Source organism: Pseudomonas sp. KBS0710 (assembly GCF_005938045.2).
GTDB lineage: Bacteria > Pseudomonadota > Gammaproteobacteria > Pseudomonadales > Pseudomonadaceae > Aquipseudomonas.
This window is the reverse complement of record NZ_VCCF02000001.1, coordinates 5,343,242-5,365,841: the sequence shown is the minus strand read 5'-3', so window position 1 is coordinate 5,365,841 and position 22,600 is coordinate 5,343,242. Positions and strand designations below refer to the sequence as shown.

Genomic DNA, 22,600 nt, shown 5'->3' with positions numbered 1-22,600 from the left:
GCTCCTTGCCACTTTGGCGATTAACACATTCATAAGGCGTGCTTCTGATGCCCGGCCCAAGGCGCCAGCATAAAGCTGAACGCCAGGCCAAGGCTGACCGACAGGCCGAAATTACTCACGGCGGGTGTACTCGAGACCGCCAACAGGCCAAACGACAACCAGGTCGTCAGCGCTGCCAGCAGCGTACCTAAAAGGCTCACGGCCGCACCGCCGATCTGCTCGCGCATCAAGATCGCATAGTCGACGCTGATGGCCGTGACCAACAGCAGGCCGAACAGGCTGAACAAGGTCAGCGGCTGGCCCAGCCAACCGAGGCTGGCGAGGCTGCACAACGCCGCGAGCAACGGCAGGGCGACAATACGCAACGCACCGCCAAAACCGAACGGCATGATCAATAACAGCACGATCAGCACGCACGACATCAACTTCAATTCCGCTGCGCTGATCTGCGTGTCGGCAAACACCCGGTTCAAATCACCCAGCCGGTCGACCAGTTGCACGCCGGGTAAATCCAGCGCCTGCACGCGCAACAGCGCCGGGTTGTTCAGGCCTTGCAGGCTGACCATCGCCGCCACGCCGCCGTCCACTGGCCCCAGCCACAAGGTGCGCCAAGGCTCAGCCAATGGCCCAACCAGCGCGGCGTTGATGTCTTCGGTGGGCAGCGCTTGCAGTTGCGTGACTTCGGCTTGCAGCGCACTGGCCGGCACGCCCAGGTCCAGCAATGGCTGCCAGTGCGGCGCGAGGTTGTTCAGCGCAGCACGCAGTTGTTGCTGCTCGGCCGGCAGGCTCACCAGTTGGTTGAGCGCCAGGTAGCCTTGCAGCTTGCCCATGTTCACCAACTGATCCAGGCGTTCGCCCAAGGCAGCTTGGCGCTCCAGCAATTGCTGCTGGTTGTCGGCGCGCACCAGGAAAAACTGGCTGGTGGGCTGGAATCCGGTGATACGCGCCACGGCCTGGGCTTCTTGCAGCAATTGCGGCGGGGCGCCGATCCATTGGCGGATATCGTTTTTACTGTTCAGGTGCCACAGGCCGCCCGCGCAAAACAGCAGCAACAGCGCCAGCAGCACTGGGCTTGGCACGCGCTTGAGCAACGCGGCGCGCAATAGCCACAGGCATTCGGCGATGCGCAGCGGCCATTGCGCCGGGCGCAGTTCCACGCCCTTGAGCAGCGCGGGCAGCAGGCACACGGCCGACAAGTAGGCACCGACTAAACCGGCAGCGGAGAACACCGCGATTTGTGTGAGCGCCGGGAACGGCGTCCAGGCCAGCGCCAGGTAGCCAATGCAACTGGTCGCCAGGCTCAGGCTCAGCCCCGGCAAGGTCAGGCGCAATGCCGGCCAGCTGCGCCAGGGTTGCAGGCTCCAGCTTTTGGACAGGTAGTGCAGCGGGTAATCCACCGCCACGCCGATCAGGCTGGAGCCCAGCACCAGGGTCATCACATGCATATGGCCGAACAGTGCCACACAGGCCACCGCGCCAAACAGCATGCCCACCAGCACCGGCACAAACGCCAGCAACACGCGCCAGCGCCGGAACGCCAGCAACAGCAACAACAGGATGCCCAACGTGGCGCCGCCGCCGACCCAGGTGATTTCCCGCGTGGCCTGTTGCTGCCCGTTGGCGGCGTAAAGCAGGCCGCTGGCGGCGAGCAATTGTGCGCCTTGCTCGCGGGCCTGTTCGCGACTGGCCTGGAGCAGGTCCGCCACTTGCAGCGGCAGTTTCATGTCAAAGGCATTGCCGGTGGTGCGCGCGCGCAGCAGCACCCAACTTTTGCCGTCTGCATCGGCAATCAACGCGCCGCTGCCGATATCCAGTTGCACCGAGCCGTGCTGCGGCTGGCTGTTCTGGATGCGCCCGGTGAGGCCCAGCCAGTCGTCCTGGCTCGGCACCAGGCTGAACCCGGTGAACGGGTCGAACAAGGCTTGCACGCGCTGCTGGATGAACGCGTCGGGCTGTTCGATCAGTTGCTCGCGGTCCTTGGCCGAGAGCATCGCCAGCCGACCGCGCAGCAGTTGCTCACGCAGGGCGGGCAAGTCGGCTTGCAGGTTCCACTGCACTTTTTCAAACAGCCCGCTGGCCTGCCAGCGTTCGCCCATTTGCTGCGCCACTGCTACGGCTTTTTGCCGATCGGCATGCCCCACCAGCACCAGCATCTCGCGGTTGAGTGGCTCCTGCATGCGCTGTTCGGCCTTGAGTTCCAGCGCATCCGGCGTGCTGCCCGGCACCAGTTCCATCAGGTTGGCCGACAACGGCGCGCCATGGCGCCATTGCCAGCCGGCCAGGGCCAATACTGCCACCAGCAGGATCAGGAACAGGCGTGGCAGCCAACGCTCACTGGGCAAAGTCGTGTTGCTCCGATTCGCTCAACGGTTGGCCGGCAGTGCTGTCCTGCATGCGCAGCACGGTGCTGTCACCCTGGGTTTCGAGCAGTTCGATTTTTTGCACCAGCTCGCCGCCGTCGATATTGATCTGGGTGAATACCTGCTTGAGCAGCAGCGAACGTGGGACCAGCGTCAGCTTCCACTGTTGGGCTTCACCCTGCAGCTGCAATTCGAAATCTCGCTGCAAGCCACTGCTGTCGCCCTGGAGTACGGCGAGGAACAGGCGATTCTGCTCAGCACCGGCGCTCTTGTTCGGCAGCAATTGCCAGCCATTGGCGTCACGCCGGGCAATGCCCTGGGCGCTGATGCGGTAGTCCTGTTGCAGCGGGGTTTTCAGCAGCCACAGCAGGCCGTGGTCTTTGGCGAGTACGAACGTGCCTTTGCTGACCAAGGGCTGGGGGAGGGCGCGCAGGTGTTTTTCCTGGGTGAAGTGGCCGTGGATTACGGCAGGTTTGGCCAGTTGATCGCTTAGCTGCTGCAGGTCGAAGGCGTGAGCACTGAAACTCAGTAGCAACCCGATCAATGTGGGAGCGGGCTTGCCCGCGATGAACCTGAGGACGCCGCGTAGTATCAGGCGAAGCGCGTTACCGTTGACGACCATCGCGGGCAAGCCCGCTCCCACACTGAATCTCATTTCAGGGCTCTCTCTACGGCGTTGGTGAAGACTGCGGGGGAGGCCAGTTGCATCTCGCGGCTGGCGATTTCTACCGCCACTTGCACAGTGCTGGCGCGGGTCAGGCGTTCGCCAGTGGCCAGGTCGGTGATCAGGTAGTTCACCTTCAAACGGTTCTCCCATTCCACCAAACTGGCGCGCACGTTGATGGTCTGGCCGAACACTGCGCCGCGCACATACCGCAGCTGCATGTCGATCACCGGCCAGGCGTAGCCGGATTCGAGCATCGCCGTGTAGTTATGGCCGAGCTTGTCCAGCAGCGCGCAGCGCGCCACTTCCAGGTATTTCACGTAATGCCCGTGCCACACCACATTCATGGTGTCGATATCAAAAAACGGCACGAGGATCTCGGTGTCGCAATGCAACACGCCCTGGCTACGCATGCAGCCTCCAGTGTTGTTCGGCGATACGTTTGAGGCACAGGCGCAGTTCGCCTTCCAGTGCGCGGTCTTCGATCACCGGCGGGAAGTCTTTGGTCAGCTCGATATGCATGGCCGCCAAGGCCGGTGGCAGGGGGCGCGCGTCTTCAGCCTGGGCGCGCAGCCACAAGCCTTGGTTGGCGGCGAGCAAGGTGGCGGCGGCGACCTGTTCGGTCAGCTCCAGTACGCGGATCGCGTCGCGGGCGGCGATGGTGCCCATGCTCACCTTGTCCTGGTTGTGGCACTCGGTGGAGCGCGAGAACACGCTGGCCGGCATGGTGTTTTTCAGCGCTTCGGCGGTCCAGGCGCTGGTGCCGATCTGCACGGCCTTGAAGCCGTGGTTGATCATGGCGCGGTCGGCTGGCGCGCCGGACAGGTTGCTCGGCAGGCCATGGTTGTAGCGCACATCCACCAGCAGCGCGAGCTGGCGGTCGAGCAGGTCGGCGACGTTGGCCACCAGCGTCTTGAGGCTGTCCATGGCAAAGGCGATATGCCCGCCATAGAAGTGCCCGCCGTGCAGCACGCGTTCTGCTTCGGCGTCGATGATCGGGTTGTCGTTGGCGCTGTTCAGTTCGATTTCGATGAACGAACGCAGCCAGTTCAGGCTGTCGGCCAGCACGCCCAGCACATGCGGTGCGCAGCGCAACGAGTAGCGATCCTGCAAGCGGTGCAGCGGCGCAGTCGGCGCATCAATCGCCAGGTCCTTGCGCAGCCAGGCGGCCACTTGCATCTGCCCCGGGTGCGGCTTGGCGGCGAACAGGCGCTCGTCGAAGTGTTCCGGGTTGCCTTGCAGCGCCACTACGTTCAACGCGGTGATACGCGTGGCCAGTTGCAGCAGGTAGTCGGCGCGGGCAAAGGCCAGGCAGGCAAGGCCTGTCATCACAGCGGTGCCGTTCATCAAGGCCAGGGCTTCCTTGGGCCGCAGCACCAGCGGTTCCCAACCGAGTTCGCGGTGCACGTCGGCGGCCTGGCGGCGTTCGCCACGGAACAGCACTTCGCGCTCACCGGACAGGGTCGCAGCCACGTAGGACAGCGGCGTCAGATCACCGCTGGCGCCCACCGAACCTTCTTCCGGGATCAGCGGCAGCACGTCGTGTTCCAGGAACGCATGCAGGCGCTCCAGCAGCTCCACACGCACACCGGACACGCCATGGCACAGCGACTGCAAGCGTGCGGCGAGCACGGCGCGGGTGGCTTGGGCGTCGAGTAACTTGCCCAGGCCGCAACCGTGGAACGTGTAGAGGTGACGCGGCAACGCCTCGACGTGCTGCAATGGCACCGCCACCACGCAGGAGTCGCCGTAGCCGGTGGTCACGCCGTAGATCACGCCTTCCTTGTCCAGCAGCGAGTCGAGGAACTGCGCGCCCTTGGCGATGCGCTGGCGATAAGCGGCGTCAGCCTGCAATTGCGTGGGCGCCTGGCGGTTGGCCAGGGCCAGCACGTCTTCGATAGGCAGGTGGCGTTCGCCAAAAATTACCGGCTCAAGATGCGGGGTCATCAGTCTTCCAGAAAGGGTAAAAGTTGAACCATTGTTGGGGTGCCTCCAGGCAAAAATCGCCCAGGCGTGCGGCGTAGCGGGCGGTCCACTGGGCAATGACGTGCTCGCGGGTGCTGCGCTTCCATTCGATCAAGGCGGCGAACGGCTCGATAGTCAGGCGGTAGCGGCCATTGTGTTTGAGGCACATCAGCAGGTTGACCGGGCATTTAAGCAGGCCGGCCAGCAGCCAAGGGCCTTGGGGAAAGGCGGCGGCATGCCCGAGGAAATCCACCCGCACCTTGCGCCCGCCGTGCAGGGGCACGCGGTCACCGGCAATCGCCAGCCACTCGCCCTCGTCCAGGCGCTGGCTGAGCAGCAACATGGTCGCCGGGTCCAGCTCGCTGACCTGAATCAGGCGCAAATGCGTGGCCCCGGCTTCGCCCAGCAAGCGGTTGAATTGTTCAGCGTGCTTGGTGTGCACCAGCACGTTCATGGTGACTTGCTCGCCAATCTCTGCGAGTGCGCGGCATACCTCAAGGTTGCCCAAGTGCGCGCCCACCAGCATCTGGCCGCGCTCGCCACGCAACTGCCCGCGCAATTGCGCCGGATCGTTGATTTCGATCTGTTCGATGCGCAGCTTGCCGTTCCACACGTCGAGCTTGTCGAGCAGGGAGTCGGCGAAGGCCATGAACTGCGCGAACACGCTTTTATGGCTGGGGCGCAATGCGTCGCGCCCGCTCCAGTCGGCCAGGCGCTGCTGGTATTCCCAGGCGCTTTGGCGCGCTGTGCGGCCGAACAGGAAAAAGTACAAAACAATGCCGTACAGCACCGGGCTCAACAGGCGACGGCCCAGCACTTTGGCGGCGACGGCGGTGAGTTTCATCAGCCAGAAGCTGCCGCGCTCTTCGCGATCGGCCCAGTGTTTGGTGCTGTCGCTCATGCCTGCCACCGTCGCCACACAATCATCGGCGCGCGTACCAGCATGCCGAAGAACAGCCGGGTGTGCATGGCGCTGATGCGTACGTTGTCGCGGAACAGGCGGAAGTGCGACACTCCGTCAGTGGGGTAATGCACTTGGGTCGGCAGCCAGCGCATCGGCTGGTTGCGCCAGGCCAGGCGCACCAGAATGTCGGAGTCAAAATCCATGCGCGTGCCGATGTACGCCGAATCCATCAACGCCAGGGTCGGTGCCAGCGGGTACACGCGAAAACCGCACATCGAGTCGCGAATCTGCAGTGACAGGGTGTTGATCCACACCCACACGTGGGTCAGGTAGCGTGCGTACAAGCGGCCTTTGGGCACGCTGTCGTCGTATTCGGGGTAGCCGCAGATCACGGCGTTTGGGTGCGTGCGCGAGGCGTCGAGGAAGCCGTCGACTTCACGCAGGTCGTGCTGGCCGTCGGCGTCCACTTGCAGGGCGTGGGTAAAGCCCAGGCGCGCGGCTTCGCGGAACCCGGCCATGACGGCGCCGCCTTTGCCTTGGTTGTTTGGCAGGGTCAGCAAGGTGACATGATCGAGCGTTGCCAGTTGCGCCAATACCGCCGCGCACACCGGGTTGCTGCCATCATCGACCAGCAAGCACGGCAGGCCGCTGTTCAACAGGCTGTGCACCACGGCGGGTACGGCGGTTTCGTGGTTGTAGACCGGGATGAGGGCGCAGGGGTTATGCATGCGCGCTTACCAGTTGGATCCGGCCACTGGAGCAGGCTGCGATGCCGTTGCGGTAGGCGAAATACAGCTTGCCGCGCTCTTGATCAAAGCGCAGGTGCAGTTCGATCTGGTCACCTGGGCGCACCAGTTGCTGGAACTTGAGCACTTCCATTCCGGCAAAGGTCTCGGGTAAATCCAGCAGTTGCTGGCCAAGGTTGAAGGCCCATTCCACCTGCACAACGCCCGGCAGTACCGGCGTGACCGGAAAGTGGCCGCTGAAGTAGGCCAGGTCCGGCGGGATGCTCAGTTGCAGGGTCCATTCGCCGTTGGCTTCGACTTGCTCCAGCACCTGCGGCGCCTTTGGCCGTGGTGCCAGCAGCAATGCTTCTACGTCAGCCTGGGGCAGTTTGCCTTGGCTGTTCAGCGGCAATTGGCGCAGCAGGCGCCAGCGCCGTGGCAGGGCCAGGGCTTCGCAATGTTGGCTCAAATGATCGCGCAGGGTTTGGGTGACGGTGCGGCGCCCCTGGTTGCGCAGCGCATGCAGGCCATCGCCGCTCAGCACCACCAGCGCGCCGAGTGAGGCGCGGTTTTCCTGCACCACGCCCAGGCGGGTTTCAGCGACCCAGGCGTGGGTCAGCAGTGCCTGTTCGAGCATGGGCAGGGAGATGCGTTTTTCTTCCAGTTTGACGATCCGATCCAGGCGCCCGAGCAGTTCGAAGCGGCCATCGGAATGAATGCGCGCCGCGTCGGCGGTTTGTTCGATATGCCCGGCCGGCAGGTACGGTGAGGCAATGCGCAGGGCGCCGTCGGCATCCTGGCTCAGTTCCACATCGGCAAACGGCTGCCACGGCTGTGCGCCCTGGCGCCAGGCGATGCCGCCGGTTTCCGAGCTGCCGAGGATTTCCGTCGGCCATTGCTGCAAGCGGTCGTACAGGCTGCCGGCGGCTTCCACCGGCAGCGCGCCGCCGGATGAGAACACCCGCGATACTTGGCTCAGCGCGGGCCAGTCGAGGTTGTCGCCCATGCGCTTGAGCAGCGCGGGGCTCGCGACCCAGGCAAATTGCCCATGCTCGCGGCTGGCGCGCTGCATGTCTTCAGGGAAGGCCAGTTGCCTGCGCACAAAGGTGCGCCCGGCGCACAGCGGCCACAACACGCGAAACAGCAAACCGTAGATGTGCTGGGTGGCCACGCTGCCGATGATGCAGGCGTCTTTGAGGTCGGTGCCCCACAGCGCTTCCAGCGCCGCCACTTCGTTGGCCAGTTGGCGCAGGGTCTTGTCGATACGTTTGGGCTCGCCGCTGGAGCCGGAGGTGCACAGGCTCAATTGGCAGGCGTCGAGGTCGAGCGCGGCAGGGCTCAACGGCGCTTGAGACAGCGCGTCCAGATCGGCGGCCTCAACCAGCCAGGCGTCTACGCTGTCGTCCCAGCGTTGGCGGGTCTGCGGTTGCAGGTCGGCAGGCAACAGCACGCTGACCCCGGCACGCCAGGCGCCCAGCAGGGCAATGGCCAGCACGCCTGCATCTTCCAGGTGTACCGCCAAGCGCTGGATGCCGCGCGCCTGCAGGCCCGCCGCAAGGCTCAGGGCCTGCTCACAGAGTTGGGCGTGATTCATCGCAGGTTCGGTGGTGACCGAACGTTGTTCCAGCGGCTCAAGCAGCAAGTGCTCAAGTTTCAACCCATTCATACGCGGCCTCGAACCCTTTGTCGTACCAGCCATTCCACGGCAAACAGCAGCCCCATCAGCCCGTAGGCGATGAGGCCGTTGTACAACGTCCACCAGCTCAGCGGCGCCCACAGCGTGAGGGCGGCGGCGAGCAAGCCATTACACAGAAAAAACACGCTCCACACCACGGTGACCTGGCGCGTGTACACAATTGCTTTGGGCGGCAGCTGCGGGTCGGTCATGCGCGCCAGGCGCTCGACCATCGGCGGCCCGTATTTGAGGCTCAGGCCGAACAGCGCCAGCATGAACGCGCTGACCAGGCTTGGGTACCAGCGCAGCAACTGCGGGTTGTCGAACCAAGCCAGCAGCAGGCAGAACACGATCACCGCCACGGCCATCCAGCGGCTGCCTGGGCGCCGCGCACCAGTCAGCGCACGCAGCAGCCACAGGCTGCCCAGCAGCAAACCGAATTGCCACGGCGCGAAGTGCTCGGTGCCGTAATACACCGCAAAAGGGTACAGCAGCCCCGCCAGCAACAGGCCAAGGCCGATCAGCCGGCTCATGCGGCAGGCTGGACCAGACGGTACACCGCCTCAACCACGTCGTTGACGGTGCGCACCGCCTTGAACTCTTCGGCGGCGATCTTCTTGCCGGTCTTGCGCTTGATATGGTCGATCAGGTCCACGGCATCGATGCTGTCGATTTCCAGGTCCTGGTACAGGTTGGCGTCAAGGGTGACGCGCTCAGGCGGCAGTTCAAACAGCTCCACCAAGGCATCGCGCAGGGTGTTGAAAATATCGTCACGAGTTTGCATGGTCCGGTCTCAAGCTGCCTTTTTGGCCGTGACGAATGCCGCAAGGCTGGCCACGTTGGTGAAGTGATTGCGCGTGTCTTTGGCGTCGGCATCGATCTTGATGCCGTACTTTTTCTGGATCGCCAGGCCCAACTCCAGGGCGTCCACCGAATCCAGGCCCAGGCCTTCGCCGAACAGGGTCTGGTCGCTGCCAATGTCGTCGGGGCTGATGTCTTCCAGGCCCAGGGCCTCGATGATCAGCACCTTTATGTCGTGCTCAAGGCGGTGTTGGTCGCTCATCTTCGGCGAGCTCCTTAATGAAATAGTGATGCAGGTAGTCGTTGAGCTTGCGTGAAGCCTGGGGCGCGGGCCCCAGTGTGGCAAACGCCTGTGGGTCTATATCGGCACCTACGCGCAAACTGAAGTGAAAACGGCGCTTGGGAATGCGATACCAGGGTTCGGCCTTGGTCAGGGTGGTAGGGCTGACCTTGATCACCACCGGGGTGATGATTGTCGCACCGCGCAGTGCAATGGCGGCGCCACCGCGATGAAAGGCCGGTGGTGCGCCGGGCGTGGTGCGCGTGCCCTCGGGAAAGATGATCAGCGTCTGGCCTTCGCGCAGCGCATCGGCCGCCGCATCGAGCATATCGGCACTGCCGTCATTGCTGATGTAACCGGCGTCGCGCACCGGCCCACGGGTGAACGGGTTCTGGAACAGGCTCTGCTTGACCACGCAGTTGGTCTGGCGCATCAGGCCGATCAAAAACACCACGTCGATCAGCGACGGGTGGTTGGCGACGATCATCTGACCTGGGCGGCCGAGTTTTTCGGCGCCTTCAACGCTGTAGGTCAACACACCGGCGCGTTGCATCAGGCGAATAAACAGCCAGAACAGTTTGCTGATGGTGTGGCGGGCGCGGCGCTGGTGCTTGGCCGCGCTGCCTGGCAGGCAACTGAGCAGCGGGAACACCAGCAAACGCAGGCACAGCCCGCCGACGCCAAAGCAGAAGAAGCTCGCGGCGGTCGCGAACAGGCGCCAGTAGTAGGCGTCCCGTGGCTTGTCGGTCAGGGCTTGTGTTGCCAGTTCCATACACGGTTCTTCCAGGCATGTTGGCAGGTGGCCTGCTCGGTAAGCAGGGTGCGCAGCAGGTTCAGGGCGTGTGGCCACTGGGTTTGAGTGAGTTGGACAGCGCCGCTGTTTAGTTCCAGTCGCCACTCGTCGCCCGGGGTCAGCAGCAAGCCGAGGGCGTAGGGGAAGGGCACATCATGGATCCAGTCGGCGTAGGCCGCAGGCGGTTGTTCTTCGGTGATCACCAGCAATACCGCCGGCGCGCCTTCGTTGAGCAGCGCGGCCGCTTCGAGCATGCCGTGTTCCAGGCCGTCGCCGGCGGCGGCGAGGGCGGTCATTTCGCAGGTCTCATTGCGCAGGATCGACCACAGGCCAATCACCGCGTTATGCACCGACAGGCTGAACTGGGTGGGCGACAGCGGCTCGTCGTTGGCCAGGTCGCTGAGGATGTCGAGGGTGCGCGGGGTTTCGCCGTGCCGGGAAATAAACACCAGCGGCAGGTCTTGCCGGCCCTCGGCCAATGGCCAGCCCACGCTGAACGCCATGCGCGCCAGCCGGCTCAGGCGGCGGCGCTGCATGGCGGGCAGGAAGGACACATCGGGCGACGCATCGCTGGCGGGCACCACCACCGGGGCCTGGCACCAGGCGCGCCAGTCGTGCGCAGTCTCCAGGCCCGGAGCCCAGGCGCGCCATTGGTCGATATTGAAAGTGATCACTGAGAAGTTATCCCGCCCCTGCGGGCTTCCATGTGCAGCCGTTGGCCCCGAATACCGGGACAGGGAACCATGGCCGAATGGCGCGCATTATCCCGGTGCCGTGGGGTTCTAGCAAACTTTGGTAAAGAATTGTTCACGAGTGAATACAATTTGCCCGGAAAGATTTACAGATTGTCCTTTACCCGCGCCGTGTGTGGATTGTAGGACTCTTCCTTTTGTGCGGCGGCTGATGCGCCAGTGCATGGATGAACGAGGTAGCTAACAGGCGCTTTTGCCCTCTACACTCGGACATTCATTGATACACGGAGGTTTTTTCCATGCGGCGTGTGGTGTTCAATCAAAAAGGCGGGGTTGGCAAGTCCAGCATTGCCTGCAACCTGGCGGCGGTGAGCGCCAGCGAAGGCTATCGGACCCTGTTGGTGGACCTCGATGCACAGGCCAACTCAACCCAGTACCTCACGGGGCTGACCGGCGACGATATCCCGATGGGCATTGCCGACTTCTTCAAGCAAACCCTGTCTTCCGGGCCATTTTCGAAGAAAAACCAGGTGGATATCTACGAAACGCCGTTCGACAACCTGCATGTGATCACCGCGACCGCCGAGCTTGCGGACTTGCAGCCCAAGCTTGAAGCCAAGCACAAGATCAACAAGCTGCGAAAGCTGCTGGATGAGTTGAGCGAAGATTACGACCGGATTTACCTGGATACGCCGCCGGCACTTAATTTTTATGCGGTTTCGGCGTTGATTGCCGCTGATCGTGTGCTGATCCCGTTTGATTGCGACAGCTTCTCACGCCAGGCGCTGTATGGCCTGTTGCGTGAAATCGAAGAATTGAAGGAAGACCACAACGAAGGCCTCGAAGTGGAAGGCATCGTGGTCAACCAGTTCCAGGCCCGTGCGAGCCTGCCGCAGCAGATGCTGGATGAGTTGATTGCAGAAGGTTTGCCGGTACTGCCGGTGTACCTGGCCAGCTCGGTGCGCATGCGCGAGTCGCACCAGGAGAGCAAGCCGCTGATCCACCTGGACCCACGGCATAAGCTGACGTTGCAGTTTGTGGAGCTGCATAACCTGCTGGAAAATGCCTGATTTTACAGGCGATGCAAGTCCCCTGTGATCCCACATTTGTTTTTGTGTTTCAGCAGGGGGATTTGGATTGTTCCTACGAAGGCTGTAGGAAGGGTCTGGCAAATGGGGTTGTGGGTTGTATCGTTGCCTACAGCTAAGCCAGAATCGCCCGGCTTGTGCGTCTGGATGGGCGTCTCTAAGGTTATCGGGTCACTGAATGTTCAGTGATCGGGTTTAGTAGCCCGTGGTGAGACGTACAGCAAATCATTGATCAGGACTGTCCTGTATTTGATGGTGGCTGTACGGAGGGCGCTTTCGAGCGCGCCGGTGAGTCTCCCCGGTCTACTAACCTGCGTACAGCTGCCACCCTCCGTTTAGTAGCGGCTGGTTGCGGCTCCTGCTCGGAGACGATTCATGGTTAACCTTTATACCGTTGCACCCAACCTCCCTACCGAAACCCTCGTACTCAACAGCTACGAAACCTTCTCTTCCGTCCGTACGCTGTTACTCAAGCTATCCAACGACCTCACCGGCGAGCACCGCGACGTGGCCCTGGCCATCCATCAATTAAGCGAACTCGGCGTACAACTCGTAGGCCAGATGATGGACCGCGAAGCCCCCGTAGCCCGAGCCTAAAACGCGGTCAGTGTGGGAGCTGGCTTGCCTGCGATGCAGACAACTCGGTCTATCAGTTGGACCGAGGTGATGCCATCGCAGGCAAGCCAGCTCCCACATTTGACCCCGTTGCTTGAGGGACTGGTTTACACCCCTTGGCTACGCAACCAGCTCATCAACTGCGGCAACGGAAACGCGCCACTCTGGCGTGCCACTTCACGGCCGTTCTTGAACAGAATCAAACTCGGAATCGAGCGAATCCCCAACTGCGCCGACAGCTGCTGATTAGCCTCACTATCAAGCTTGGCCAACCGGCATTTACCCTCCAACTGCCCAGCCGCCTGCTCAAACACCGGCGCAAACGACTTGCACGGCCCACACCATTCAGCCCACACATCCACCAGCAACGGCAGGTCGCCCTTGATCTGGCTGGCGTAGTCGCCTTGTTTCAGCTCGAAAGGCTTGTTCAACAACACAGGCTGCTTGCAGCGCCCGCATTTAGGCGCATCACCCAGGCGCTCGCCGGGGATGCGGTTGAGACCGTTGCAATGCGGGCAGGGGATTACAAGAGATTCGGACATGGTGGGCTCCTTAGGTACGGCCAATAGACTGTATTTGGAGCCAGGTCCGGGGTTTATCAAGATGCGCAGCAAGTGACTCATCCGCTCACAGTTTGCCCGTGTCGATGAGAGGCCCAGTATCTAGGCTGTTCGAGCGTGTTCTGTTTTGCGCCATCTGTCTGTTTGCGGTTATCGCAAATTGCGATAGTCGGGAAACGGGTTTAACCTTCATAGCAAGATGCGATAAGGATGTTGCATGCGAGTGATCAGTGAGAAAAGGATTTGGGAAGCAAAGGAAAAGTGGCCGCGTTCAGCAAGTGCTTTAGATGAGTGGTATCGCCGGATAAAGCGCAACAGCCCGGCTGACTTCGCTTCTATGAAAGGCATTTTTCCCGCAACGGATAAAGTTGGGCAGCTCCATGTGTTCGACATTGGGGGAAACAAGCTGAGGCTAATCGCTTTCGTGCGGTACCAAAAGCAACGAATTTACATCAAGTATCTGTTAGATCACCGCGACTATGAACGGGACAACTGGAAGGAGAAAATCAGATGAGCGCACTCATTCGGCTCGCTGCTGAACATTGGCAATTTGTTTCACCTTTACTGCGCAAGCCTAAAAACGAGGCGGATTATGACGTGCTGGTGACTGCTCTCGACGAACTGCTGGATCTGATCGGGGAGGACGAGTCAAATCCGCTGATGAGCCTGGTGGATATTCTCAGTGATTGGATTGAAGCCTACGATCATGAGCACCGGCCAATGCCCGTTGCCAGTGGTGCCGACGTGCTGCGCGCAATGATGCGCGAGCACGGTTTGAACCAGAGTGATCTGCCTGGTGTAGGCACACAGTCGGTTGTTTCGGAAATTCTGAGTGGCAAGCGTAAGCTCAACCTGCGGCAAATTCGTTGGTTGGCCGAACGTTTTGGCGTAACGGTCGAAACCTTCATTTAGTGCCGTTATGAAGAACAACTAATCTCCAAATGCTTGCCCCAGTCCGGTGGCCGCTGGGCGTATTGCTCCATCCCGGCCTGCTCTTCAAAAGGCTTGCTCAGCACCTCATGCAGGCGCCGCACTTCGCTGTTATCGCCTGACTCGGCAGCAGCGATGGCGTTTTGCGCCAGATAGTTGCGCAGGATGTACAGCGGGTTAACCGCGTGCATGCGTTCACGGCGTTGCTCTTCGCTGTAATCGCCATCCCGTGCGACACGAGCCTTGTACTGTTCGGCCCAGGCATCAAACCCGGCGAGGTCGACAAAGTCATCGCGCAAGCGCGCTACGGCCAGCGCCGCCGACTCATCACCCAGGCGCCGGAAGAACAGCGTGTAGTCCACGCCGCTGTTCTGCATCAGTTTCAGCAAGCGTTCCACCAGTGGCTGGTCATCGTCTTCGGCGGTGGTGAGCCCTAATCGGCGACGCATCAGGTCCAGGTAGTGCGCCTGATACAGCGGCAGGTACAGGCCCAGGGCTTCTTTCAACGCGTCGACGCTGATAAACGGCGTGAGCGCCTGGGCCAGCGCGCTGAGGTTCCACTGGCCGATCGGCACCTGATTGCTGAAGGAGTAACGCCCTTCATGGTCCGAATGGTTGCAGATGAAGTGCGCGTCAAAGTCATCCAGAAACGCAAACGGCCCGAAGTCGAAGGTGATGCCCAGGATCGACATATTGTCGGTATTCATCACGCCGTGGCAGAAGCCATAGGCCTGCCATTTGGCGATCATTTCGGCATTGCGCTCGACGATTTCGCGGAACATTGCCAGGTACGGCTCGGGCTGTTCACGGCACTCGGGGTAGTGCAGGTTAAGCACGTGTTCGGCCAGTTCAGCCTGCTGCTCGGGCTTTTTGGTGTAGTAGAAATACTCGAAATGCCCAAAGCGGATATGGCTGTGAGCCAGGCGCAGCACCATGGCGCCACGCTCTTGTTTCTCACGCCATACCGGCGTGTCGGAGCCGATCACGCACAAGGCGCGGCTGCTGGGAATGCCCAAGGCATGCAGGGCTTCGGAGGCGAGAAACTCACGAATCGAAGAGCGCAACACTGCACGCCCATCGCCCATGCGTGAGTACGGCGTCATCCCGGCGCCCTTGAGGTGCAGGTCCCAATGCTCGCCAGCCTGGTTGTACACCTCACCCAGCAACAACCCGCGGCCATCGCCCAGTTGTGGGGTATAGCCGCCGAACTGGTGCCCGGAATAGACCATCGCCCGCGTTTCTGCTTCGGCCCACAGTTTATGACCACCAAACAGCTCGGCAAATACCGGCGTTTCGGCCACGGCCGGGTCGAGGTCGAGCAAGGCCATGGCGGCATCGCTCGCCACCACAAGGCGCGGCGCGTCGAGAGGCTCCGGCAGTACGTGGGTTGAGAACGCGTCGCCCAGGCGTGCGAAGCGGTTGTCGAAGGTCAGTTCGTCGAGGGCTTTCACCGGCCATCTCCAGCAGAATGTCCGAGCATTCTGCTGGGGACAGGGCGTTTAGTCGAGTTTGCTCGGCGGCGGTTCTTGCACGCCGCCGTCGTTGGCGGGTTTGGCCGGAGTGTCGACTTCCACCAGTTTGTATTCCTGGCCGTGGAGGTTCTTGAGGTAGACCTCCATCTGGCGGAACGAGATGTTGATGTGGTGGTTCTTGAACTCACGGTTGATAAAGCGGTTCACCTCGTCGATCACCGGGTTGCGGTCACCGAGGTCGCGCACGTGCATGCGCAGTTCGTGGTCGAGGGTGCTTTCGCCGAAGTTGAGGAAGTACACATGCGGTTCCGGCTCTTTCAGCACGCGCGGGTTTTCGCGCGCGGCCTTGAGCAACAGTTCCTTCACCAGATCCAGGTCGGAGCCGTAGTCCACGCCCAGCTTCAGCGTCACGCGGGTGATGGTGTCGGTCAGCGACCAGTTGATCAATTGCCCGGTGATAAACGTCTTGTTCGGAACAATGATGTCCTTGCGGTCGAAGTCGGTGATTGTCGTGGCGCGGATACGGATCTTGCTTACCGTGCCCGACAGGTTGCCGATGGTGATGGTGTCGCCGATGCGTACCGGGCGTTCGAACAGGATCATGATGCCGGAGATAAAGTTGGCGAAGATCTCCTGCATCCCGAAGCCCAACCCCACCGACAGCGCCGCCACCAGCCATTGCAACTTGTCCCAGCTCACGCCGAGGGTGGACAAGGTGGAGACGAAACCGACGCCGGCGATCACATAGGACAGCAAGGTGGTGGTGGCATAGGCGCTGCCTTGGGCCAGGTCCAGCTTGGACAGCACCAGCACTTCGAGCAAACCGGGCAGGTTGCGCGCCAGGGCGAAGGTGATACCGACGATGATCGAGGCGCCGAGCAAGTCGCCGATGCTGATCGGCACCATGCTGATATTGGCGCCGGTGCCGCTGGTGTATTCGTAGAGGGTCACGTTGTCCAGGTAGGAGAACACGGTGATCAGGTCTTTCCACACCCAGTAGAGCGCGGCGATAAAGCCGCCGAGCAAGGCCAGGCGGATAAGGCGCATGGACTGTTCGTTGACCTGTTCGATGTCCAGGGTCGGCTCTTCGATCACCGCTTCGCCATCGCCGGCTTCCTTGGCGGCCTGGCGTTTGGCCAGGGCGCGGGCATAGGCCAGGCGCCGTGCAGCAACCCCGAGGCCGCGTACAAAGGTGGCCTCGATGACAAGCCAGAACATCAGCAGGTACAGGGTGTTGATCAGCCGGTCACTGAGTTTGAGCGCGGTGTAGTAGTAGCCAAAGCACACGGCGATAAACAGCGCGACGGGCAGGGCGGTAAATACCAGGCCCACAGCCTTACGGAACAGTGAGGCTTTTTCGTGGGTCGGGCTGTGCAGCAGCAGGCGGCTCAGCAGCCAGGCCATCAGCGCGTAGCAGGTCAGCACCACGGCGATGCCCAGCACGTCGTCGGCCAGCGCGGCCGGCTGGTGTTCGGCGATGGCCACTACGGCTACCAGCGCCAGCACCACCAGCCCGAGTTTGCGGATCCAGCCCTGGAGGAATTCGACCTGGGGCTTTTCCCAGCGGAAATGCAGTTCGGCCACGCCACCCGGCGCGAGAATCCGGTAGGCGGTGTAGAACACCAGCCAGGCCTGGGCGATCAGCAGCAAGGCCGCGCCCAAGTTGGCGTTTTGCCCTCGGGCGTCGATTTGCAGCGCGTAGCCGCACAATGCCAGCGCCAGGGCCACCGGCAGCGCCAGCAGGATATTCACCAGGATGGCCACCGGCGTGTGCCATTGGCTGTCGCGCTTGAAGTGGCCGATATCGAGGTGGATCTTTTTCAGGCGCGCGTACAAGGCTTTACGCCGCCACAGCAGTGCGCCAATCAACAGCAGCAACGGCAAGAACAGCAGTGGGCGCTGGGTCAGGCCGTCATACAGTTCGCTGACGCTGGAAGCCCACGGCAGGGTGGTGACTTGCTTGGTCAGGTGGTCGGGTACGGTTTCCAGCCACTCGGTGTCCAGCGGCTTGTTGCTGGGGATCCAGAACATTTGCTCGTCGAGGGTCGCGCGCAGGTTGGTGGCGGTGCTGAGCAATTGTTTCTGGTTCAGTTGCAGGGTGATGGATTCGTTCAGCAGCGCGCTCAGCTCACGGCTCAGGCGTTCGAGCAGGTCGCTGCGGGTGATCGCCAGCTCCAGCAAGGTGCGGCGCAGTTGCGGTGTGACCTCATCTGACGGCTGATTGGCCAGCAGATTATCCACGTAGGTGCTGGGGGTGCTGATCAGTTCGCGTTGCTGGTTGACCTCGAACTGGTACAGGCGAATGTTGGCGATGTCGTCCGCCAGGTTGCGGTCGACGGTCAGACGCGGCAGTGCCTGCTTCTGTTTGTAGAGGATCTTGGACAGCAGCAGGCTGCCCTTGAGCACGTTGATCTGTTCGTCCAGGGCCGAGTCGCTTTGGGTGACGGTGTCCAGTTGCTGCTTGGTCTGCAGGTTTTTCTGGGTCAGGTCATTGAGGCGGTCAGTGCTTTTGAGCAGGTAGTCGGAGAGCTTGAGGTTGGCCGCGCTTTCGGTCGCGAGCAGGCTGCTGCCGCCGGCCTTTTGCGCTTCGATGGACTGCTGGGTCACGGTCTGCTGGGACTGGGCCAGGCGTTTCTGGTTGATCAGGGTTTGCAGGTCCTGGATCTCTTGTTCCAGGCGCGCGGTCTTTTCCACCACCAGGTCATGCTGGCTGTTGCCCAGGTCTTGCAGTTGGCTGTTGCCGGCCAGTTCCTGGCGGCGCAGCGGGATCAGGGCATTAAGAGCCGCAAGTTCGGCATTCAGTTGGTTGCGCTGGTCGCCGCTGAGGCTTTTGCCGTTGTCTTTACCGGCCTTGAGGATCGAATTGATCTGCTGGATGCGCGTCTGGCTGCTGCTGATTTCGGTCTGGGCGCGCTCGGGACGGGTTTGGGCGGCGATGGTCAAGCTGTTGGCTTCGGCCAACTCTTTTTGCAGGTCGCCTTGCTGGGTGCTGCGCTGCACCAGTAGTTGCTCAAGTTGCGGCACGGGCAGCGAGGCATAGCGTTGGGCCACGGGGACGATTTTAGTCGCCTTGAGCCGCACCAGTTCACGCTGGTTGTCGGTGGTCTGGCGCGGGGCCTCCGCCAGTTGGCGCTTGAGGTCGACCAGGCGCTGCTCGTAATCCTGCTTGTTGCCCAGGTACGTCAACGTCTGTTGCAGGATACTCTGCAACGCCTTCATGTCGGCGTCGGGCAGCTTGCGGTCGGGCAGCTTGTCCAGGCTTTGCTGGATGGCATCGGCGCTGGGCGGGTCGGCGGCGTAAACGTTGCCCACGCAAAGGGTCAGGCCCAGCAGGGCAGTGGCTAAAAAGGTGCGCAGTAGGGTCATGGATACCGGTCGAGCAAGGTAAAGAGGCTGGTGGCGTGGCGCCATAGCCCCGCAGTTTAGAGGAAGAGTCCAGGGCCTGGACGACTTCCTTCGGGGAATTTGACGCCGACTTTTCCGATCTTGTTCCCGTCCATGACCGCGACGGTCCAGATTGTGTTGTTCCACTCCACCTGGTCGCCGACGATAGGCGCGCCGCCGACCTTTTGGGTGATGAAGCTGCTGAGCGGCATGTCCGGGTCGATGCCGTCGAGCTTGAGCCCGTACAGGGCGGAGACCGCGCCCAGCTGGGCGTCGCCTTCGAGCACGAAATCGCCGAAAAAGCGCAGGTCGAGGCCGCGTTGTGGTGCCTGGCTGAACAGTTTGCCGAGGGCCGGCAGGTTGTGTTCGTGGCCGATCACGCAGAGCAAATCGTCGACTTCGAGCACCGTACTACCCGACGGATGGAGCAGTTGCTGACCACGGAACAGCGCGGCGATGCGCGTGCCTTCGGGCATTTTCAGCTCGCGCAGGGCGGCGCCGATGCACCATTTCTCCGCGCCCAGGCGGTAGACGAACAGCTCCCACTCGCTGGTGACGTGTACTTCCAGCGCCGCACGGGAGATAGGCGCCGGGTCCGGCGGCACGGTGACTTTCAGCAGCTTGGCTACCCACGGCAGGCTGGTGCCTTGCACCAGCAACGAGACCAGCACGATAAAAAACGCCAGGTTGAAGTACAGCTGTGCGTGCGGCAGGCCGGCCATCAACGGGAACACCGCCAGAATGATCGGCACCGCGCCGCGCAGGCCGACCCAGGCGATAAAGGCTTTTTCGCGACCGTGGAAGGCCTTGAACGGCAGCAGGCCGACCATCACCGACAGCGGCCGCGCCAACAGGATCATCCACAGCGCCAGGCCCAGCGCCGGCAAGGCGATGGGCAGTAGGTCATGGGGCGTGACCAGCAGGCCCAGCACCAGGAACATGCCGATCTGTGCCAGCCAGGCCATGCCGTCGAGCATATGCAAAATGCCATGACGGCTGCGCACCGGGCGGTTGCCGATCACCAGGCCGCACAGGTACACGGCGAGGAAACCGCTGCCGTGCAGGGCGTTGGTCAGGGCGAACACCACCAGGCCGCCGGCGATCACCAGGATCGGGTACAGGCCGGTGGCCAGGTTGATACGGTTGACCATCTGCAACATCAGCCAGCCGCCGCCCAGGCCGACGATGCCGCCGATGCCGAATTCGCGGATCAGGTGAGTCAGCAGGCTCCAGTGCAGGCCGGTCTGGCCGCTGGCAAGCATGTCGATCAGGGTGACGGTGAGAAACACCGCCATCGGGTCGTTGCTGCCGGATTCGATTTCCAGGCTGGCGGTCACCCGCTCGTTCAGGCCCTTGCCGCCCAGCAGCGAGAATACCGCTGCGGCGTCTGTGGAGCCGACGATGGCGCCGATCAACAAGCCTTGGATGATATTGAGGTCAAACAGCCAGGCCGCCGCCATGCCGGTGAGGCCGGTGGTAATCAACACCCCCACCGTGGCCAGCGACAACGCCGGCCAGAGCGCCACGCGGAAACTCGCCACCCGTGTGCGCAAACCGCCGTCGAGCAGGATGACGGCCAGCGCGAGGTTGCCCACCAGGTACGCGGTTGGGTAGTTATCAAAGATGATGCCGCCGCCATCGACGCCGGCGACCATGCCCACGGCCAGGATGATCACCAGAATCGGGATGCCTAAGCGTGAGGAAAGAGAACTCACCAGAATGCTCGCACCCACCAGCAACGCGCCGATCAAGAACAGGCTGTTGATGGTCGTCGCATTCAAAGGCAGTACTCCAGAGCTGGGAAGACAGGGCGCAAACTGACCATGCAGTCTGCGTGCCAGCGATTCTAACCTGTTGAATTGCTGTGCTGTCAAAAAGCTTTTGTGGGCGCCGCTGATCAAATGTGGGAGCTGGCTTGCCTGCGATAGCGGTGTATCAGTCACTGGGGTTATTGACTGTTAGATTGCTATCGCAGGCAAGCCAGCTCCCACAAGGGATCACCGGTGTCAGTTAGAGCCTGAAGCGCCCCACCATCCCATTCAGGTCCACCGCCAAGCGCGACAACTCACTGCTCGCCGCGCTGGTCTGGCTGGCGCCGGTAGCCGACTGCACCGACAAATCACGAATGTTCACCAGGTTGCGGTCCACTTCCCGCGCCACTTGCGCCTGCTCCTCGGCCGCGCTGGCGATCACCAGGTTGCGTTCGTTGATCTCCACAATCGCGGTATTGATGGTGTCCAGCGACATCCCCGCGCCTTTGGCGATGTTCAACGTCGACTCCGCACGTTCGGTGCTGTTGCGCATCGAGTCCACGGCGTGCTCGGTGCCGGTCTGGATGCTGCCGATCATCCGCTCGATCTCGCTGGTCGACTGCTGGGTGCGATGGGCCAGGGCGCGCACTTCGTCGGCCACCACCGCAAACCCACGACCGGCTTCGCCGGCACGCGCCGCTTCAATCGCGGCGTTCAGGGCCAGCAGGTTGGTCTGGTCGGCCAGGCCGCGAATCACGTCGAGCACTTTGCCGATATCGCGGGACTCATTGGCCAGGTCGCCGATCAAAGTGGCCGTGGCTTGCACGTCGCCGCTCATGCGCTCGATGGCGCTGACGGTTTCCTGCACCAGGTCACGGCCGTCACCGGCAGAGGTGGTGGCGGCGCGTGAGGCTTCGGAGGTGCTCACCGCATTGCGTGCCACCTCTTCGACGGCGCTGGTCATCTCGTTGACGGCGGTGGCAGCCTGTTCGATTTCGTTGTTCTGCTGGGTCAGGCCACGGGCGCTTTCGTCGGTGACGGCGTTCAGCTCTTCGGCGGCCGAGGCGAGTTGGGTGGCGGAGCCGGCGATGCGCTGCAGGGTGTCGCGCAGCTTGTCCTGCATCTTGGCCATGGCGGCCAGCAGGCGGCCGGCTTCGTCGTTGCCGTCTACCTTGATCGGGCGGGTGAGGTTGCCTTCGGCAACTTCTTCGGCAGCTTCCAGGGCCTGGGCGATAGGCAGCGTGATGCTGCGGGTCAGCAGCCAGGCAAACAGCAGGGTCAGCGCCGTGGCAATGATCAGCAGGCCCACTACCAGCTTAAAGGCCATATCGTATTGGTCTTTGGCTTCTTGGTTGGTGGCGTTGGCCATCTGGTTGTTGATGTCCAGCAGGCGCGTCAGCACTGCGTTGACTTGCTCGGAATTGCTCAGCAATTCGGTGTTGAGCATGGCGCGCAGCTCATCGATCTGGTTGTCGCGCGACAGGCTCTTCATGCGCTCCTCGATCTGATGGTACTGGCCGAGCAAACGCACGTACTCGTTGTAGGCGGTGCGTTCTTCGCCGCTTTCGATGAGTTTTTCGTAGACGCCCTGGGCAGCACGGATCTGCTGGTTACGCAGCTCAAAAGCTTCCAGGGTCTTTTGCTGCACGTCCGGCTCGCGGTTGGTGAGCAAACGGTACGACAGCACGCGCAAGCGCAATGTCAGCTGGGTGAATTCGTCTAGGGCGCGAATGCTTGGCACGCTGGACTCGGTGATGTCTTCGGTGGCTGCGCGAATCTTGCTCATCTGGTTCAGGGCGAACACACCGAGAAACAACATCAGTGCCCCAATAAACGCAAAGCCAAGAAAGGCCCTCGGAGCGATATTCATATTACGAAGAGACATGCGGGAATCCTGGGGGAGAAGCGCGATCCGTGCGGCCATGAGACGAGGTGTGCATT

Annotated in this window: 21 protein-coding genes and 1 pseudogene; 4 read left to right on the top strand and 18 right to left on the bottom strand. The window is 62.0% G+C overall.

Annotated elements, in window-relative coordinates:
- Window positions 1-29: 29 nt before the first annotated feature.
- From FFI16_RS24550 to FFI16_RS24495, 12 genes are read right to left on the bottom strand one after another with little or no spacing between them, the layout of a single operon-like run.
- A complete protein-coding gene (locus FFI16_RS24550; RefSeq protein ID WP_138817188.1) occupies window positions 30-2,342 on the bottom strand; it encodes an MMPL family transporter in 2,313 nt (770 codons plus the stop codon).
- Window positions 2,332-2,982 (bottom strand): outer membrane lipoprotein carrier protein LolA, encoded by a 651-nt coding sequence (locus tag FFI16_RS24545; protein WP_138817456.1) that lies wholly within the window; start codon window positions 2,980-2,982, stop codon window positions 2,332-2,334. Before FFI16_RS24545 ends, FFI16_RS24550 begins: the two co-directional genes overlap by 11 nt.
- A gap of 29 nt (window positions 2,983-3,011) precedes the next feature.
- Complete coding sequence (locus FFI16_RS24540) at window positions 3,012-3,437, bottom strand: thioesterase family protein (RefSeq protein WP_138817187.1); 426 nt, start codon at window positions 3,435-3,437, stop codon at window positions 3,012-3,014.
- Window positions 3,430-4,974, bottom strand: coding sequence for a histidine ammonia-lyase (gene hutH, locus FFI16_RS24535; protein WP_138817455.1), 1,545 nt, complete (start codon window positions 4,972-4,974; stop codon window positions 3,430-3,432). Before hutH ends, FFI16_RS24540 begins: the two co-directional genes overlap by 8 nt.
- Complete coding sequence (locus tag FFI16_RS24530) at window positions 4,955-5,890, bottom strand: glycosyl transferase (RefSeq protein ID WP_138817186.1); 936 nt, start codon at window positions 5,888-5,890, stop codon at window positions 4,955-4,957. Before FFI16_RS24530 ends, hutH begins: the two co-directional genes overlap by 20 nt.
- Window positions 5,887-6,621 (bottom strand): glycosyltransferase family 2 protein, encoded by a 735-nt coding sequence (locus tag FFI16_RS24525; protein ID WP_138817185.1) that lies wholly within the window; start codon window positions 6,619-6,621, stop codon window positions 5,887-5,889. The genes FFI16_RS24530 and FFI16_RS24525 overlap by 4 nt, the downstream gene beginning before the upstream one ends.
- Window positions 6,614-8,284, bottom strand: coding sequence for an acyl-CoA synthetase family protein (locus FFI16_RS24520; protein ID WP_138817184.1), 1,671 nt, complete (start codon window positions 8,282-8,284; stop codon window positions 6,614-6,616). Before FFI16_RS24520 ends, FFI16_RS24525 begins: the two co-directional genes overlap by 8 nt.
- The gene (locus tag FFI16_RS24515) at window positions 8,281-8,826 is read right to left on the bottom strand and encodes a hypothetical protein (protein ID WP_138817183.1); all 546 of its coding nucleotides are present in this window, start codon (window positions 8,824-8,826) and stop codon (window positions 8,281-8,283) included. The genes FFI16_RS24520 and FFI16_RS24515 overlap by 4 nt, the downstream gene beginning before the upstream one ends.
- Window positions 8,823-9,077 (bottom strand): acyl carrier protein, encoded by a 255-nt coding sequence (locus FFI16_RS24510; protein ID WP_138817182.1) that lies wholly within the window; start codon window positions 9,075-9,077, stop codon window positions 8,823-8,825. Before FFI16_RS24510 ends, FFI16_RS24515 begins: the two co-directional genes overlap by 4 nt.
- A 9-nt stretch (window positions 9,078-9,086) precedes the next feature.
- On the bottom strand, window positions 9,087-9,356 hold the full coding sequence (locus tag FFI16_RS24505; RefSeq protein WP_138817181.1) for a phosphopantetheine-binding protein: 270 nt from the start codon (window positions 9,354-9,356) through the stop codon (window positions 9,087-9,089).
- Window positions 9,334-10,146 (bottom strand): 1-acyl-sn-glycerol-3-phosphate acyltransferase, encoded by an 813-nt coding sequence (locus tag FFI16_RS24500; RefSeq protein WP_138817180.1) that lies wholly within the window; start codon window positions 10,144-10,146, stop codon window positions 9,334-9,336. The genes FFI16_RS24505 and FFI16_RS24500 overlap by 23 nt, the downstream gene beginning before the upstream one ends.
- Complete coding sequence (locus FFI16_RS24495; RefSeq protein ID WP_138817179.1) at window positions 10,122-10,841, bottom strand: beta-ketoacyl synthase chain length factor; 720 nt, start codon at window positions 10,839-10,841, stop codon at window positions 10,122-10,124. The genes FFI16_RS24500 and FFI16_RS24495 overlap by 25 nt, the downstream gene beginning before the upstream one ends.
- Window positions 10,842-11,158: 317 nt before the next feature.
- On the opposite strand from FFI16_RS24495, the gene FFI16_RS24490 reads away from it, so the two are divergent.
- Both FFI16_RS24490 and FFI16_RS24485 read left to right on the top strand, forming a co-directional pair.
- Window positions 11,159-11,929: a ParA family protein gene (locus FFI16_RS24490; RefSeq protein ID WP_017138539.1), complete on the top strand. Its 771-nt coding sequence runs from the start codon at window positions 11,159-11,161 to the stop codon at window positions 11,927-11,929.
- A 393-nt stretch (window positions 11,930-12,322) separates the two neighbouring features.
- Window positions 12,323-12,544 (top strand): DUF6124 family protein, encoded by a 222-nt coding sequence (locus tag FFI16_RS24485; protein ID WP_138817178.1) that lies wholly within the window; start codon window positions 12,323-12,325, stop codon window positions 12,542-12,544.
- Between the two features lie 125 nt (window positions 12,545-12,669).
- Here the strand turns inward: FFI16_RS24485 and trxC are convergent, their stop codons facing one another.
- A complete protein-coding gene (trxC, locus tag FFI16_RS24480; RefSeq protein ID WP_138817177.1) occupies window positions 12,670-13,104 on the bottom strand; it encodes a thioredoxin TrxC in 435 nt (144 codons plus the stop codon).
- 235 nt (window positions 13,105-13,339) lie between these two features.
- Here trxC and FFI16_RS24475 point away from each other — a divergent pair, with 235 nt between their 5' ends.
- Together FFI16_RS24475 and FFI16_RS24470 are read left to right on the top strand one after the other, a co-directional pair.
- On the top strand, window positions 13,340-13,636 hold the full coding sequence (locus tag FFI16_RS24475) for a type II toxin-antitoxin system HigB family toxin (protein WP_058422389.1): 297 nt from the start codon (window positions 13,340-13,342) through the stop codon (window positions 13,634-13,636).
- Entirely contained in the window at window positions 13,633-14,034 is a 402-nt protein-coding gene (locus FFI16_RS24470) for a type II toxin-antitoxin system HigA family antitoxin (protein ID WP_099487833.1), read from the top strand. Before FFI16_RS24475 ends, FFI16_RS24470 begins: the two co-directional genes overlap by 4 nt.
- A gap of 5 nt (window positions 14,035-14,039) precedes the next feature.
- On the opposite strand, the gene selO is transcribed toward FFI16_RS24470, so the two are convergent.
- From selO to FFI16_RS30970, 5 genes and pseudogenes are all read right to left on the bottom strand, one after another.
- Complete coding sequence (selO, locus tag FFI16_RS24465) at window positions 14,040-15,503, bottom strand: protein adenylyltransferase SelO (protein ID WP_138817176.1); 1,464 nt, start codon at window positions 15,501-15,503, stop codon at window positions 14,040-14,042.
- Window positions 15,504-15,551: 48 nt separating this feature from the next.
- Window positions 15,552-18,890, bottom strand: coding sequence for a mechanosensitive channel MscK (gene mscK, locus FFI16_RS24460; RefSeq protein ID WP_138817175.1), 3,339 nt, complete (start codon window positions 18,888-18,890; stop codon window positions 15,552-15,554).
- 56 nt (window positions 18,891-18,946) lie between these two features.
- The gene (locus FFI16_RS24455; protein WP_138817174.1) at window positions 18,947-20,689 is read right to left on the bottom strand and encodes a potassium/proton antiporter; all 1,743 of its coding nucleotides are present in this window, start codon (window positions 20,687-20,689) and stop codon (window positions 18,947-18,949) included.
- Between the two features lie 229 nt (window positions 20,690-20,918).
- Entirely contained in the window at window positions 20,919-21,782 is an 864-nt protein-coding gene (locus tag FFI16_RS30975; protein WP_371923633.1) for a methyl-accepting chemotaxis protein, read from the bottom strand.
- Window positions 21,774-22,529, bottom strand: a pseudogene (locus FFI16_RS30970) (MCP four helix bundle domain-containing protein); the annotation flags it as partial. The gene FFI16_RS30975 and the pseudogene FFI16_RS30970, both read right to left, overlap by 9 nt.
- Between the last annotated feature and the right edge of the window lie 71 nt (window positions 22,530-22,600).

Excerpts from the sequence above, each read along its gene's own strand:
- FFI16_RS24545 (WP_138817456.1), bottom strand. The coding sequence starts at position 2,982 with ATGGTCGTCAACGGTAACGCGCTTCGCCTGATACTACGCGGCGTCCTC.
- FFI16_RS24540 (WP_138817187.1), bottom strand. The coding sequence starts at position 3,437 with ATGCGTAGCCAGGGCGTGTTGCATTGCGACACCGAGATCCTCGTGCCG.
- FFI16_RS24530 (WP_138817186.1), bottom strand. The coding sequence starts at position 5,890 with ATGAGCGACAGCACCAAACACTGGGCCGATCGCGAAGAGCGCGGCAGC.
- FFI16_RS24525 (WP_138817185.1), bottom strand. The coding sequence starts at position 6,621 with ATGCATAACCCCTGCGCCCTCATCCCGGTCTACAACCACGAAACCGCC.
- FFI16_RS24520 (WP_138817184.1), bottom strand. The coding sequence starts at position 8,284 with ATGAATGGGTTGAAACTTGAGCACTTGCTGCTTGAGCCGCTGGAACAA.
- FFI16_RS24515 (WP_138817183.1), bottom strand. The coding sequence starts at position 8,826 with ATGAGCCGGCTGATCGGCCTTGGCCTGTTGCTGGCGGGGCTGCTGTAC.
- FFI16_RS24510 (WP_138817182.1), bottom strand. The coding sequence starts at position 9,077 with ATGCAAACTCGTGACGATATTTTCAACACCCTGCGCGATGCCTTGGTG.
- FFI16_RS24505 (WP_138817181.1), bottom strand. The coding sequence starts at position 9,356 with ATGAGCGACCAACACCGCCTTGAGCACGACATAAAGGTGCTGATCATC.
- FFI16_RS24500 (WP_138817180.1), bottom strand. The coding sequence starts at position 10,146 with ATGGAACTGGCAACACAAGCCCTGACCGACAAGCCACGGGACGCCTAC.
- FFI16_RS24490 (WP_017138539.1), top strand. The coding sequence starts at position 11,159 with ATGCGGCGTGTGGTGTTCAATCAAAAAGGCGGGGTTGGCAAGTCCAGC.
- FFI16_RS24485 (WP_138817178.1), top strand. The coding sequence starts at position 12,323 with ATGGTTAACCTTTATACCGTTGCACCCAACCTCCCTACCGAAACCCTC.
- trxC (WP_138817177.1), bottom strand. The coding sequence starts at position 13,104 with ATGTCCGAATCTCTTGTAATCCCCTGCCCGCATTGCAACGGTCTCAAC.
- FFI16_RS24475 (WP_058422389.1), top strand. The coding sequence starts at position 13,340 with ATGCGAGTGATCAGTGAGAAAAGGATTTGGGAAGCAAAGGAAAAGTGG.
- FFI16_RS24470 (WP_099487833.1), top strand. The coding sequence starts at position 13,633 with ATGAGCGCACTCATTCGGCTCGCTGCTGAACATTGGCAATTTGTTTCA.
- mscK (WP_138817175.1), bottom strand. The coding sequence starts at position 18,890 with ATGACCCTACTGCGCACCTTTTTAGCCACTGCCCTGCTGGGCCTGACC.
- FFI16_RS30975 (WP_371923633.1), bottom strand. The coding sequence starts at position 21,782 with ATGCAGGACAAGCTGCGCGACACCCTGCAGCGCATCGCCGGCTCCGCC.